13 protein-coding genes are annotated in these 14551 nt (G+C 60.7%); 10 read left to right on the top strand and 3 right to left on the bottom strand.

From position 1 onward, the window contains the following. The first annotated feature begins 6 nt into the window (after positions 1 to 6). Positions 7 to 627: a glycerol-3-phosphate 1-O-acyltransferase PlsY gene (gene plsY, locus A6U87_RS25700; protein ID WP_065694157.1), complete on the top strand. Its 621-nt coding sequence runs from the start codon at positions 7 to 9 to the stop codon at positions 625 to 627. Position 628: 1 nt separating this feature from the next. Continuing rightward, on the top strand, positions 629 to 1777 hold the full coding sequence (gene dprA, locus A6U87_RS25695) for a DNA-processing protein DprA (RefSeq protein ID WP_065694156.1): 1149 nt from the start codon (positions 629 to 631) through the stop codon (positions 1775 to 1777). Positions 1778 to 1781: 4 nt separating this feature from the next. Here dprA and A6U87_RS25690 read toward each other — a convergent pair whose 3' ends face one another. Then, entirely contained in the window at positions 1782 to 1961 is a 180-nt protein-coding gene (locus A6U87_RS25690) for a hypothetical protein (protein ID WP_065694155.1), read from the bottom strand. 256 nt (positions 1962 to 2217) lie between these two features. Here A6U87_RS25690 and topA point away from each other — a divergent pair, with 256 nt between their 5' ends. The 5 genes from topA (at position 2218) to rpmG (ending at position 9447) form a co-directional block, all read left to right on the top strand. Further along, positions 2218 to 4899: a type I DNA topoisomerase gene (gene topA / locus A6U87_RS25685; RefSeq protein ID WP_065694154.1), complete on the top strand. Its 2682-nt coding sequence runs from the start codon at positions 2218 to 2220 to the stop codon at positions 4897 to 4899. Beyond that, positions 4896 to 7262 (top strand): ribonuclease R, encoded by a 2367-nt coding sequence (rnr, locus tag A6U87_RS25680; protein ID WP_065694153.1) that lies wholly within the window; start codon positions 4896 to 4898, stop codon positions 7260 to 7262. Before topA ends, rnr begins: the two co-directional genes overlap by 4 nt. Positions 7263 to 7294: 32 nt before the next feature. Continuing rightward, positions 7295 to 7750, top strand: a complete 456-nt coding sequence (locus A6U87_RS25675; RefSeq protein WP_065694152.1) for a DUF983 domain-containing protein — start codon at positions 7295 to 7297, stop codon at positions 7748 to 7750. 252 nt (positions 7751 to 8002) lie between these two features. Next, the gene (locus tag A6U87_RS25670) at positions 8003 to 9187 is read left to right on the top strand and encodes an MFS transporter (RefSeq protein WP_065694151.1); all 1185 of its coding nucleotides are present in this window, start codon (positions 8003 to 8005) and stop codon (positions 9185 to 9187) included. A gap of 92 nt (positions 9188 to 9279) precedes the next feature. Further along, positions 9280 to 9447 carry a 50S ribosomal protein L33 gene (rpmG, locus tag A6U87_RS25665; protein WP_003547442.1) on the top strand — a complete coding sequence of 56 codons (168 nt, stop codon included), beginning with the start codon at positions 9280 to 9282 and terminating at the stop codon, positions 9445 to 9447. 699 nt (positions 9448 to 10146) lie between these two features. Here rpmG and A6U87_RS25660 read toward each other — a convergent pair. Next, the gene (locus A6U87_RS25660; protein ID WP_065694150.1) at positions 10147 to 11517 is read right to left on the bottom strand and encodes a PleD family two-component system response regulator; all 1371 of its coding nucleotides are present in this window, start codon (positions 11515 to 11517) and stop codon (positions 10147 to 10149) included. Positions 11518 to 11535: 18 nt separating this feature from the next. Next, on the bottom strand, positions 11536 to 11907 hold the full coding sequence (locus tag A6U87_RS25655; RefSeq protein WP_065694149.1) for a response regulator: 372 nt from the start codon (positions 11905 to 11907) through the stop codon (positions 11536 to 11538). Positions 11908 to 12038: 131 nt separating this feature from the next. On the opposite strand from A6U87_RS25655, the gene A6U87_RS25650 reads away from it, so the two are divergent. The 3 genes from A6U87_RS25650 to A6U87_RS25640 all read left to right on the top strand — a co-directional run bounded on the left by A6U87_RS25650 (position 12039) and on the right by A6U87_RS25640 (position 14477). Continuing rightward, positions 12039 to 12347 (top strand): DUF3572 domain-containing protein, encoded by a 309-nt coding sequence (locus A6U87_RS25650; RefSeq protein WP_065694148.1) that lies wholly within the window; start codon positions 12039 to 12041, stop codon positions 12345 to 12347. A gap of 2 nt (positions 12348 to 12349) precedes the next feature. Continuing rightward, a complete protein-coding gene (locus A6U87_RS25645) occupies positions 12350 to 13021 on the top strand; it encodes a hypothetical protein (RefSeq protein ID WP_065694147.1) in 672 nt (223 codons plus the stop codon). Between the two features lie 163 nt (positions 13022 to 13184). Beyond that, entirely contained in the window at positions 13185 to 14477 is a 1293-nt protein-coding gene (locus A6U87_RS25640) for a DNA polymerase IV (protein WP_065694146.1), read from the top strand. The last annotated feature ends 74 nt before the right edge of the window (positions 14478 to 14551 follow it).

The following is a 14551-nucleotide window of genomic DNA, read 5'->3' as shown; positions in this document are numbered from 1 at the left end:
GGGAATATGGTCTCTGATCTCATGACTTGGCAGATCACGCTGCCGATCGCGCTGGCGGCCGCCGTCATCGGCTATCTGCTCGGGTCTATCCCGTTCGGCCTCATCCTCACCAAGGCCGCCGGCCTCGGCGACGTGCGCAGCATAGGATCCGGCAATATCGGCGCGACCAACGTGCTACGGACCGGCAACAAGAAGCTCGCAGCCGCGACCCTTCTCCTCGATGCATTGAAAGCGTCGGCCGCCGCGTGGATCGTCGGATACCTCTTCGGTAACGAGGCGGCTCTCATCGCAGGCTTCTTTGCCTTTATCGGCCACCTCTTTCCTGTCTGGCTCGGCTTCAAGGGCGGCAAGGGTGTTGCCACCTATATCGGTACGCTTCTCGGCGTCGCTCCGATGATGGTCCTTGCCTTTGCGCTGGTGTGGTTGGCGGTTGCGTTCATCACGCGATATTCGTCGCTTTCCGCGCTGGTTGCGATGCTTGTCATTCCGGTTGCATTGTGGATACTAGGCGCAGAAAAGGTTGCAGCGGTAATGGCAATCATGACCGCCATTTCCTACTGGAAACACAAGACCAATATCTCGCGACTGATAAGCGGGACGGAAAGCAAGATCGGGGCGAAGGGGTAGGATGGACACTCGCAGCGCAAGGCCAAAAGGAATTGCGCTGACGGACCGGCAACGCATCGCGTGGCTGCGTCTCATTCGCTCTGACAATGTCGGGCCGGCGACCTTCCGGGACCTCATCAATCATTTCGGTTCGGCCGAGACGGCGCTGGCGGCCCTGCCCGAACTCTCTGCGCGCGGCGGCGCCACGCGCTCGATCCGCATCGCCACAGAAACTGAAGCTCACCGCGAGCTGGAAGCCGCGCATCGATTCGGGGCGCGGTTCGTCGGCATCGGCGAGCCGGACTATCCCCAGGCGCTGAAGCAGATCGAAGGCGCCCCACCGCTGCTTGCCGTAAAGGGAAATCTTTCGGCCGCAACACAGCCGGCAGCCGGCATCGTCGGCTCGCGCAACGCATCGATCAGCGGCGCAAAGTTCGCGGCGATGATCGCGGGAGAATGTGGGAGAGCGGGCTATGCGATCGTTTCCGGTCTAGCCCGCGGCATCGACACGGCGGCTCATCGTGCGAGCCTCGACACCGGGACGATTGCGGCGATGGCGGGTGGGCTGGACCAGCCCTACCCTCCTGAAAATGCGGGGCTGCTCAACGATATCTGGAACACCAATGGTCTCGCCGTCAGCGAGATGCCGTTCGGCTGGGAACCCCGAGCGCGTGATTTTCCGCGACGCAACCGGCTGATCGCCGGAATTTCTCTCGGCGTCGTCGTCGTCGAGGCGGCAATGCGTTCGGGATCACTGATCACGGCCCGCCTTGCGGGCGAGTTCGGCAGGCTTGTGTTTGCCGTGCCGGGGTCGCCGCTCGACCCGCGGTGTCACGGCACCAACGGCCTGCTGAAGGACGGCGCGATGATCGTCACCTCGCCCGCTGACGTCATCGACGCACTGGCGCCGCTGTCGCAGCTGGATCTGTTTGCTGTGCCCGTTGCAGAGGAACCGGAGCATGGCGGCGGATTCTCGTTGTTGCCGCCCGATGACACCGATCGCGCACGGATCACGGATGCCCTGGGGCCGACCCCGGTCGAGATCGATGACATCATCCGGCACACCGGACTCACGGCCTCGGCCGTATATCTTGTCCTGTTGGAACTGGATCTCGCCGGTCGCCTGCATCGCCACGCGGGCGGCCTGGTTTCTCTTGCAATGGATGGCTGACGTCTTACATACGGGCCTGCAGGTCGCCGGCTTCGACATAGGCCATTTCGATAAGGTAGCAGAGCATGTCGGCCTTCTCCTTTTCCGCCACCTGGCGCAACTCTGCCAGCATCTGCCTGACGAAGGCGATGTTCTCGCGGGAGCTGGATCGACCGGCATCCTGTTTTGCGTATTTGGCCGCCATGAATGACTCATGTCTAGATAGAGAGAGGCTGCACGACGCAGCCGGAACCACACGTCAAAAACGATAGCGCAATAATCAGAAATTGCAACAACGCACTTATCTTCTTCAGGTTGCATCGCGTTGTAATCAGTAAAAATGCATGCAAACCACTTGACCGAAACGATTTCCCTGTCCATGTCGGAGACCGGCAACCATGACAGGGCAGGCCTTCTGCCTACCTATCCGCCAGCCCCAGTATCCTTTTTAGAGAATCATCATGAATGTTGTAGTGGTGGAATCGCCTGCCAAGGCCAAGACGATCAACAAGTATCTCGGCGCGGGATACAAGGTGCTCGCCTCGTTCGGCCATGTGCGCGATCTGCCCGCCAAGGACGGTTCGGTACTGCCGGACCAGGATTTCGAAATGCTCTGGGAGGTCGACGGAGCCTCGGCCAAGCGGATGAAGGATATCGCGGACGCCGTGAAGTCCTCCGACGGCCTGTTCCTCGCAACCGACCCTGATCGCGAGGGTGAAGCGATCTCCTGGCACGTGCTCGACATGCTGAACAAGAAGCGCGTCCTGAACGGCAAGACGGTCAAGCGTGTGGTGTTCAACGCGATCACCAAGAAGGCCGTGCTCGATGCCATGGCCGAACCGCGCGACATCGACGTGCCGCTGGTCGATGCCTATCTGGCACGCCGCGCACTCGACTATCTCGTCGGCTTCAACCTGTCGCCGGTGCTTTGGCGAAAGCTGCCCGGTGCGCGATCCGCCGGACGTGTCCAGTCGGTGGCGTTGCGCCTCGTTTGCGACCGCGAGTCCGAAATCGAGCGCTTCATCTCGGAAGAATACTGGAACCTCTCGGCGCTGCTTAAGACGCCGCGCGGCGACGAATTCGAGGCGAAGCTGGTTGCAGCCAATGGCAAGCGGTTGCAGGCTCGGTCCATCGCGAACGGCGAAGAAGCTGGCAAGCTGAAGGCGCTGCTGGAAGGTGCGTCCTACGTCGTCGACACGGTCGAGGCGAAGCCCGTCAAGCGCAACCCGGGACCACCCTTCACAACCTCCACGCTGCAGCAGGCCGCCTCATCCAAGCTGGGCTTCTCGGCGTCGCGCACGATGCAGGTTGCCCAGAAGCTCTATGAAGGCTTCGATATCGGCGGCGAGACTGTCGGTCTCATTACTTATATGCGTACGGACGGCGTGCAGATGGCGCCTGAAGCGATCGACGCGGCGCGTGGCGCCATTGTCGACCAGTTCGGCCAGCGTTATCTGCCGGAGAAAGCCCGCTTCTACTCCACCAAGGCGAAGAACGCCCAGGAAGCCCACGAAGCAATCCGCCCGACGGACTTCAACCGCTCGCCGGACAAGGTTCGCCAGTATCTCGATGCCGACCAGCTCAAGCTCTACGACCTGATCTGGAAGCGCGGCATCGCCAGCCAGATGGCTTCGGCAGAGATCGAGCGCACCACCGCGGAGATCACCGCCGACAACAACGGCGAGAAGGCCGGTCTGCGCGCGGTCGGCTCCGTCATCCGTTTCGACGGCTTCATTGCCGCCTACACAGACCAGAAGGAAGACGGCGAGCAGAGCGACGACGGCGACGAGGATGGCCGCCTGCCGGAGATCAATGCACGCGAGAACCTCGCCAAGCAGAAGATCAATTCGAGCCAGCACTTCACCGAACCGCCGCCGCGCTATTCCGAAGCTTCGCTCATCAAGAAGATGGAAGAGCTCGGCATCGGCCGCCCTTCCACCTACGCGGCAACGCTCGCAACGCTTCGCGACCGCGAATATGTGATCATCGACAAGCGCAAGCTGATCCCGCATTCCAAGGGCCGGCTGGTGACGGCTTTCCTGGAAAGCTTCTTCACCAAGTATGTCGAATACGACTTCACGGCCGATCTCGAAGAGAAGCTCGACCGGATCTCCGCCGGAGAGCTGAACTGGAAGCAGGTTCTGCGCGACTTCTGGCAGGATTTCTTCGCTCAGATCGAGGACACGAAGGAACTGCGCGTTACCAACGTGCTCGATTCGCTGAATGAATCGCTGGCGCCGCTGGTGTTTCCGAAGCGCGAGGACGGCAGCGATCCGCGCATTTGCCAGGTCTGCGGAACCGGTAATTTGTCCCTGAAGCTCGGCAAGTACGGCGCCTTTGTCGGCTGCTCGAACTATCCGGAATGCAATTACACGCGCCAGCTGTCATCCGAAGGTGGCGCGGAAGCCGAAGGCGCAGCGCTGAACGAGCCGAAGGCGCTCGGCACCGATCCGGTGACCGGCGAGGAACTTACGCTGCGCTCCGGCCGTTTCGGCCCCTACATCCAGCGCGGCGATGGCAAGGATGCCAAGCGCGCATCGCTGCCGAAGGGATGGCGCCCAGAAGAGATCGACTACGAGAAGGCGATGGCGCTCATCTCGTTGCCACGCGATATCGGCAAGCACCCAGAATCCGGCAAGATGATTTCGTCCGGCATCGGCCGTTATGGGCCGTTCCTGCTGCATGACGGTTCCTATGCCAACCTCGAAAGCGTCGAGGACGTCTTCTCGATCGGGCTCAACCGTGCCGTGGCCGTGATTGCCGACAAGGCGAGCAAGGGACCTGCCGGACGTGGCCGGACTGCTGCGGCAGCGTTGAAGGAACTCGGCGACCATCCGGATGGCGGCGCGATTACCGTGCGCGACGGCAAGTACGGTCCTTACGTGAACTGGGGCAAGGTCAACGCAACGCTGCCCAAGGGTACTGATCCGCAGGCGTTGACTGTCGAGGAAGCCCTGGTGCTGATCGCAGCCAAGGCCGGCAAGGCACCTGCAGCCAAGGGTAAGCCGAAGGCCAAGGCGGCATCCGCCGAGGCGAAGGCAACGAAGGCGCCGGCAAAGGCGAAAGCCACGAAGGCGCCGGCAAAGGCGAAAGCCACCAAGGCGAAAGCCCCGGCCAAGAAGACGAAGAAGAGCGAAGAGTGAGCAGAATTCCGCGCGATAACATGAAGGGCAAGCGTCCTGGCAAAGCCGGCCGTGCCAGTGCAGAGCCATCTATCGCGCCGCTCAACATCCAGCATGGCGCGCTTCCTTCGCGCGAAGTGATCCTGCGCTTTATCGCCGATCATCCGCAAAAGGCCTCCAAGCGCGAGCTTGCCAAGGCATTCGGCCTGAAGGGTGATAGCCGCGTGGAGCTCAAGCAGCTGCTGCGCGAGCTTGAGCAGGAAGGGATGCTTCAGAAGACGCGCAAGTCCCTCATCCGCCCTGGCGCGCTGCCGCCGGTGACGGTGCTGGATATCACGACACGCGACAAGGACGGCGAACTGATCGGCCGACCGGCGGAATGGCCAGAGGAAATGGGTGTCGCACCCGCGGTCGCTATTCGACAGTCGACCTCTCCTGCCGGTCGCAACGGCAAGGGCAAGGCTCCTGTTGCCGGCATGGGCGACCGCATTCTTGCAAAGATCTTTCCTGCCGCCGATCGCGGTGGTCCGGCCTATACCGCACGGATCATCAAAGTCCTCGACAAGCGTCGTGGTGCGCTGCTCGGCGTGTTCAAGGATGCGCCCGGCGGTGGCGGACGCCTGCTGCCGATCGAACGGCGCGGCGAGGAGATGCTGATCGACCCCGATTACAAGGGCGAGGCCAAGGACGGCGATCTGGTCGAGGTCGAGGTCGCGCGCCTCGGCCGTTTCGGATTGCCGCGTGCCAAGGTGCTTTCGATCGTCGGTTCTGTTGCCTCGGAGAAGGCGATCTCGATGATCGCAATTCACGCCCACGGCATTCCTTATATCTTTCCGCCGGCCGTTGTCGCCGAAGCGGACGACGCCAAGCCTGCGACCATGTCGCATCGCGAGGACTGGCGCAGCGTGCCGCTGATCACCATCGATCCGGCCGACGCCAAGGACCACGACGATGCCGTGTACGCGGAACTCGATCCCTCGCCCGATAACGAAGGCGGCGTCATCGTCACGGTGGCCATCGCCGACGTCTCTTATTATGTCCGGCCGAACTCACCGCTGGATCGTGAAGCGTTGAAGCGCGGTAACTCCGTCTATTTCCCGGATCGCGTCGTGCCGATGCTGCCGGAGCGGATTTCGAACGATCTGTGCTCGCTGCGGGAGGGCCAGGATCGGCCGGCGCTTGCCGTGCGCATGGTCTTCTCGAAAGAAGGTCGCAAGGCCAGCCACACCTTCCATCGCGTGATGATGAAGAGCGCGGCGAAACTCTCCTACCAGCAAGCACAGGCGGCGATCGACGGCAATCCCGACGACAAGACCGGGCCGATGCTCGAACCGATCCTCAAGCCGCTCTGGCACGCTTACGGGGTCATGACCCGCGGTCGCGAGCGGCGCCAACCGCTCGAGCTCGACATGCCGGAACGCAAGATCCTGCTCAAGCCCGACGGTACCGTGGACCGGGTTTTCGTGCCGCCACGGCTCGACGCGCACAAGCTGATCGAAGAGATGATGATCCAGGCGAACGTTTCGGCCGCCGAAACGCTGGAGAAGAAGAAACAGCTTCTCATCTACCGCATTCACGATGGCCCCACGCTGGCAAAGCAGGAAGTGCTTCGCGAATTCCTGGCAACGCTTGGCATTTCGCTGCAGAAGGGCGGCAATATGCGCGCCAACAATTTCAACATGATCCTCGCCAAGGCAGACGACACGCCGCATCAGACGATGGTCAACGAAATGGTGCTGCGTTCCCAGAGCCAGGCGATCTATAGCCCGGAGAATATCGGGCACTTCGGCCTGAACCTGATGAAGTACGCGCACTTCACCTCACCGATCCGACGCTATGCCGATCTGATCGTGCATCGCGCGCTGGTCGGTTCGCTTGGCTTCGGCGAAGGCGGCATCACGCCGGACGAAGAAGCCGCACTGGACGATATCGCCGCGGAAATCTCGACCTTCGAGCGCCGCGCCATGGCAGCCGAGCGTGAGACCGTGGACCGACTCATTGCACACCACCTTGCCGGCCGCGTCGGCGAGGAATTCGAAGGGCGCATAGGAGGGGTGACGAAATCGGGACTATTTGTCGCCCTGCCGGACTATGGAGCGGACGGCTTCATTCCTATATCTACGCTAGGAACGGACTACTTCATCTATGATGAGGCGCATCAGGCGCTATCCGGCGAGAAAACTGGTCTCGGATATCGCCTGGGGGATAGCGTTACGGTGAAACTTGCGGAAGCCATTCCGCTCGCCGGTGCACTTCGTTTCGAGATGATCAGCGAAGGGCGGAAGATGCCTACCGCTGTGCGTTCGTTCCACAAGGCGGGCCGACGCGACGCGCACAACGCGCGGAAGAAGGCCGGAACAAGACCCCCGAGAGGGCGGCGATAGGCGTTGTAGGGACGCCAGAAAAGGAAACGACGATGACGACCACCTCAAGCGACCAGACGATCCGTTACGGAGGAAGCGAAGAAGTGGAACGTCCGGTCGGTCGCTCCATCATGCGTGGCATGCTCAATCGTTGTCCGGCTTGCGGCAGCGGCAAGCTCTTCAGGAATTTCCTGAAGCCGGTGGACAACTGCGCCGCCTGCGGCGAAGCCATGCATCACCATCGTTCCGACGACCTGCCGCCGTACCTTACGATCGTGGTGATCGGCCACATCATCATCGGCGGCTACATGATGACCGACATGGTCTGGCCGATGCCGCTGTGGCTTACCTTTGCGATCTGGACACCGATAACGCTGATTGCGGCGCTGCTGGTCATCCAGCCGATCAAGGGTGGCGTCATCGGTCTGCAGTGGGCGCTCAAGATGCACGGTTTTGGCGGCCATGGCGACGATCACGATCAGTACGAAATTCCCGGCCGCCGTCGCTAGGCGGCTACATTCACCATCACGACACATTTGACGTGTAGCAGCGCCGCGTGCGCTGCTACACGTGTTGTGGCGCCAAATCATGTGCGCCCAACGGTAAGCTTTTCTTGACGAATCCTGTCCCACATCAATCAGCTTATTGCGGCAGGCGCGGTTCATCTTGTAAAGCACAGCCGTCACTTGGATTTGGTGCTGTTGTGCCTTTCTATGTGTTCGCGGCACGCGATTCCCTGCAGTGGTTCTAAGGATGGCTTTATGTCTCAGCCGCGAAACGGCACACCGGGCGATGTTGAGGAAATCCATTGGCCTTCACTGGTGGCTGCCATTTCGTCGATCTCGGCTGTCGGGATCGCTATCGGCCTCGGCCTTCCGCTCCTCAGCATCATTCTCGAGAAGCGAGGCATCCCGTCGACCCTGATCGGCCTGAACACGGCAATGGCCGGCGTTGCCGCCATGGTGGCCGCGCCGATCACGACCAAGCTCGCCCACAAGTTCGGCGTCGCCCCGACAATGCTCTGGGCTGTGGTGCTTTCAGCGCTCAGCGCCGTCGGCTTCTTCTATGCCGAGCAATTCTGGATGTGGTTCCCGCTGCGCTTCGCTTTCCACGGCGCGACGACGACGCTGTTCATTCTCTCGGAATTCTGGATCAACGCCGCGTCCCCTCCCTCGAAGCGCGGCTTCGTTCTCGGCATCTACGCCACCGTGCTTTCGCTCGGCTTTGCTGCCGGGCCGTTGCTGTTCTCCATTGTCGGCAGCGAAGGCATCATTCCTTTCGGCGTCGGCGCCTGCGCCATCCTGCTGGCGGCTGTGCCCATCTTCATCGCACGCCACGAGAGCCCGGTTCTGGAAGAAAAGCCCGAGCTGCATTTCATGCGCTATATCTTCCTGGTTCCGAGTGCCACGGCTGCGGTCTTCATCTTCGGCGCGGTCGAGGCCGGCGGCCTGGCCCTGTTCCCGATCTATGCCGTCAGGGCATCCTTTACCGAATCGCAGGCGGCGCTGTTGCTGACGGTCATGGGCATCGGCAACATGATCTTTCAGATACCGGTGGGCCTGCTCTCAGACCGGATGAAGGACAAACGCCCCCTGCTCGCCGGCATGGCTTTCATGGGCCTGATCGGCTCGCTGATGCTGCCGCTCCTGTCCCACAGCTGGGCCTTGATGGCCGCGGTGCTGCTTTTCTGGGGCGGCTGCGTTGCCGGGCTCTATACGGTCGGCCTCAGCCATCTGGGCTCCCGCCTGACCGGATCGGACCTTGCGGCGGCCAATGCGGCGTTCGTCTTCTGCTACGCCGTCGGCACCGTCGCAGGTCCCCAGGTCATCGGCGCGGCGATCGATGTCGCCGGCAACAACGGATTTGCCTGGGCAATTGCCGCTTTCTTCGGCCTTTATGCCCTGCTTTCCGCCGTAAGGCTGCTTTTCATTAGAAAGCGGGCTTGACTTTTCGGGCTGGATTCGTAGTTTCGCGCCAGAATTTGCCGTGGAGCCATCCGGCCTTCCACGGCTTTCATTTTATTAAAGGCAGGACGACCATGGCCAAGGCTACAACAATCAAGATCAAGCTGCTGTCGACAGCCGACACCGGTTTCTTCTACGTTACGACGAAGAACAGCCGTACGATGACGGACAAAATGACGAAGACGAAGTACGACCCGGTTGCTAAGAAGCACGTCGAGTTCAAGGAAACCAAGATCAAGTAATCACTTGATCTAGCGGTTCGTAAAAGCGCGCGCCAATCGGCTGCGCGCTTTTTTATTGCCTGAATGGCAACCTCTCCAGAGAGCCGCAGAAACAGAAACGCCGTCCTTCCCGTTTCGACGGAAAGGACGGCGTGTTCATGAAAGGGGGTCGGCCAGCAAGCAACGCGGCACGAGGAACCGCGGAATGTTGCATACCAGCCGACCGACCCCACGACCCAGGAGATGCGGCGGACCTGAGCATCATGGGGTATCGACAACTCCCGTAGGAGTGTTTTTCTCTTATGAGCCGATAATTTGCGCGAAAATGAAAGAAAATCAACAAATTCTTAATGGTTAGAATTCTCAGATTGATTTCATGGTTAAAAGTCCGGATTTGGAACAGCTTATAACGCGAAGAATCATCTCTTTTGGCAAGAATAGGCACGAATACGGCGGAGCTGTCCGCAAGTATAGTCCAATAGCATTAGCAGCCGCGGCCTCCTAAAGTCTGGTGATTACCGAAGCTCCGGAGTATCCCCGGAAAATGCGACGATTATTCACGTTCCGCTCGCCACCTGGCAAATACCTTCGGCGGGCCATTTCTGTGGCGCGAAAGCTTAAATCCGGAACTTACGTGGTTCTATTTTGACGGAACGCGTTGCGACGCCCTCTGGGCGTCCATCCATTTACCTGTGGATTGTCGTGGAGAAGCGAGAAGGCTCAGGCAGCCGCGACGACGCGGTTACGTCCGCCGTTCTTGGCCTCATAGAGCGCCTGGTCGGCTTGCTTCATCAACTGTCCCGGAGTGAGCACCGACGCGCCGCGCGATGATATCCCGAAGGAAGCGGTGATCTCCAGCGCCTGACCAGAGGACTTCAGCACGAATGGCGCCGTCTCGATGGCAAGGCGCAACCGCTCGGCGACCACCGCGGCCACTTCGGGCGCCGTATCCGGCATGACGACAACGAACTCCTCGCCACCGTAGCGGCAGGCGAGATCGGCGCCACGAACCGTGGAGCGAATACGGTTGGCAAACTCCCTGAGGACGTCATCGCCGGCATCGTGACCGTATGTGTCGTTGACGTCCTTGAAGCGATCGATGTCGGTGATCAACACCGACAGCGGCCGGCCTCTGGCCATCGAGCGATTAAACAGCGTGCTCATGTGGTTGTCGAGATAGCGACGGTTGCTGAGCCCTGTCAGCGGATCCGTCACCGCAAGCTCGATGGTCTGCTTCAGACCGGCACGCAGGCGATCGTTATAATGCTTGCGCCGCAGCTGTGTCAGGCAACGGGCGACGAGTTCGTTCGGATCGAGCGGCCGCACGATGTAGTCATTCACGCCGAGGTCGAGGGCACGCGTGGCCATCTCGTCGTCGCCCTGCTCCGTGATGATCAGGATCGGCAGGAAACGCGTGCGTTCGAGAGAGCGGAGCTGCGAGCACAGGCGCAGCGGATCATAGTCATCGAGATTGGCGTTCACGATCACCAGGTCGAAGGCGTTCTCGGTTGCTTCGAAGATCGCCGCCTGGGCATCCGAGATCGCGAAGACGTCGGCAACAGGCTTCAATGCCCGGATGATGCGCTCCTGCGAATTGGCCCGGCCGTCGACCAGCATCACCTCGGCCGTCTCCTCGCCGCGCCCGTCGGCGCCCCTGAGCAGATCGTCGATGCCCATCATGTGCGCCGTCTCGGCGCGAATGCGCAGCTCGTCGCTCAAGGTCTTGAGACGCAGCAGGCTTTTCACGCGGGCGATCAGTTGGAGGTCGTTGACGGGCTTGGTCAGAAAGTCATCGGCACCGGCCTTGAGGCCACGAACGCGGTCGGTCGGCTGATCGAGCGCGGTGACCATGACCACGGGAATATGCGCCGTCTTCACATTGGACTTCAGGCGCTCGCAAACTTCAAAGCCGTCCATTCCAGGCATCATGATATCGAGAAGCACGAGATCGACCTGGTTCCGCTCGCAAATCGCCAGAGCCTGATATCCGTCCGAGGCCGTCAGCACATCGAAATACTCGGCGACCAGCCGCGCTTCGAGCAGCTTCACATTCGCCGGGATATCATCAACCACCAGGATTCGCGCAGTCATGGGCTTCTTTCCGATGCGTCAGGCATCCCCAAGGTATGTCTTGATCGTTTCGATGAACTTGGGAACGGAGATGGGTTTGGAGACATATGCCTCGCAGCCGCCCTGCCTGATACGCTCCTCGTCGCCCTTCATCGCAAAAGCGGTCACGGCGATGACCGGAATCACGTGCAGCTCGTCGTCTTCCTTCAGCCACTTGGTGACCTCGAGGCCCGAGACTTCCGGCAACTGGATATCCATGAGGATCAGATCGGGGCGATACTTGCGGGCAAGTTCCAGCGCTTCCATCCCATTGCGGGTCTGAATCGTCGTGTAGCCGGACGCCTCGATGAGGTCGCGAAAGAGCTTCATGTTGAGCTCGTTATCTTCTACAATCATCACCTGCTTGGGCATGACACGCGTCCTAAGTCCGTTCTGGCAACCGTTCAGCCGCATAAGTATGACATGCGAACGCACGGACCCATGAAACCGATGGCTGAATGTTATCGGTATTTGGTTGAAAAATAGGTAATTTAGCCCGAGAAATGCAGAGCAACTTCAAGACTTCCAAACAGCGCGCCGCAGACCCGCAAGAGACCGCAATTGCCGTTCTTGCCTGGCTTGCAAATGACCCAGATCTTTTCGGCCGATTCCTTGCCCTGACAGGGGTTGAGCCCGCACAGGTCCGCACCGCGATAAGCGATCCGGGCTTTCTTTCCGGCATGATGGATTTTCTGATGCAGCACGAGCCCACCGCCCTTGCCTTTTGCGAGGCGACCGGCACGTCGCCAGAAGCGCTGAATGCGGCGTGGTTGCATTTCTCGCCGCCGGGCCTGGGGTCGGGGGAGTATTGAGAATGGAGATCGTGACCAATGCCAGTCAGGTGCGCCTCGGCGACCGCCCCCTTATCGTCTGCGATATCGACGAGGTGGTCCTGGAGTTCCTGACACCGTTCACCGCTTTCCTTCGTTCGCAACGCTGCGATCTCCTGCCGCGCTCTTTCCGACTGCACGGCAACATCGTCTCGCTGCTGGACGGCAGCGAACTCGACCGCGAACAGGTTGACACCTTCGAGGATGCGTTCTTCGCCAGCCAGGATTTGTGGCAAACGCCGGCGGAACGCGCGATCGAAACGTTGCAAGCCCTTTCCGACGAGGCGGACATCGTTTTTCTGACCGCCATGCCACCGCGCCACCATGGCGTCCGGCGCCGCCTTCTCGACCGCTTCGAGCTCGCCTTCGACATGATTGCGACCGAACAGCCGAAGGGGCCCGTCGTTGCGGAGCTGCACGATCGACGAGATCTGCCTGTCGCGTTCATCGATGATATGCAACGCAATCTCCTCTCTGTCGGCGAGCATGTCCCCGAGTGCCTGCTCGTGACGATGATGGCCAATGCCGACTTCAAGCCTTTCGCACCGGTTCCGGTCGATCCGATCGTCGCTGCCTCGGGATGGGAGCACGCACACGACCTGTTGCGGGCACACATGGCATCCGGCACCGCACCGGTAACCTCCCGAACCGGCTGAAACGGAGCGCACCGTACGGCTTTCCGGACATTTTACGGCCGGCATACATTGCCGCATGTGGCGCATGACACCGACGTGGACGCGCCACCAAAAGCTTCGCGACGCTCTTGAGACTCACAAGTTTAAGAGCTAATGTCGCGATGTTCAACCTTTGTTCTCAGCCATGATGCAACTGCCTTCCAAGACGCCCGGCTTCTGTCGCGACTGCCTTGCCGAGCAGAAGAGCGAGGCACGTCGCTGTACGGCATGTGGCAGCCCGCGCCTCGTGCGGCATGACGAGCTCTACGATCTGACGCTGGCGCACATTGACTGCGACGCCTTCTATGCGACGGTCGAGAAGCGTGACAATCCCGAGCTTGCCGACAAGCCGGTGATCATCGGCGGCGGCAAGCGCGGTGTCGTTTCCACCGCCTGCTACATCGCACGCATACACGGTGTCCGCTCGGCGATGCCCATGTTCAAGGCGCTCGAAGCCTGCCCGCAGGCGGTCGTGTTGCCGCCAAACATGGAGAAATACGTGAAGGTGGGGCGCGAAGTGCGCGCGATGATGCAGGACTTGACGCCGCTTGTGCAGCCGCTTTCGATCGATGAAGCATTCCTGGAGCTTGGTGGCACGCAACGGCTCCACCACGATCCCCCTGCCCGCACATTGGCCAAGTTTGCCCGGCGCGTCGAAAAGGAAATAGGCATCACCGTCTCCGTGGGCCTCTCCTATTGCAAGTTCCTCGCCAAGGTTGCGTCCGACCTGCAAAAGCCGCGGGGATTTTCGGTGATCGGACGCCAAGAAGCGGTGACCTTTCTCGCGCCGCGGCCAGTCACAACGATCTGGGGCGTCGGAAAGGCGTTCGCCGCTACACTGGAGGCAGACGGGATTCGCACCATCGGACAATTGCAGACGATGGAAGAGAGCGATCTCATGCGGCGTTACGGCAGCCTCGGTCAGCGGCTCTCGCGGCTGTCGCGCGGCATCGACGATCGAGATGTGCATCTGAACGACGCCGCCAAGAGCGTATCCGCGGAAACCACATTCTTCGACGACATCTCGCGATACGACGATCTGGTCCCGATCCTACGTAGCCTTTCCGAAAAAGTTTCCTGGCGATTGAAAAAGAACGAGATTGCCGGCCACACGGTCGTTCTGAAAATGAAGACTGCGGACTTCAAATCGCGAACCCGCAACCGCAAGCTCGAAGATCCGACACAGCTCGCCGACCGGATCTTCCGCACCGGGCTCGACATGCTTCAGAAAGAAACCGATGGGACGAAATTCCGCCTGATCGGCATCGGCGTCACCGACCTTTGCGATCCCGTACGCGCCGATCCGCGTGATCTCGTCGATGTGCAATCGGGCCGCCGCGCGGCTGCGGAAGCGGCCATGGACAAGCTGCGCGACAAGTTCGGAAAAGGAACCGTCGAAACCGGCTATACCTTCGGCGGCAAGCGCGACCGCTCTTAAGGGCACCAAGCTCGCCAGCGTTCCGTGCCGATCCGGTCGCACGGAACGCTGTTTCAAGTTTTCCTTAAGTTTCG

The sequence above is a fragment of the Rhizobium sp. AC44/96 genome, assembly GCF_001692185.1.
GTDB lineage: Bacteria > Pseudomonadota > Alphaproteobacteria > Rhizobiales > Rhizobiaceae > Rhizobium.
The sequence above is the reverse complement of the archived record's forward strand: the minus strand, read 5'-3'. Positions and strand labels throughout refer to the sequence as shown.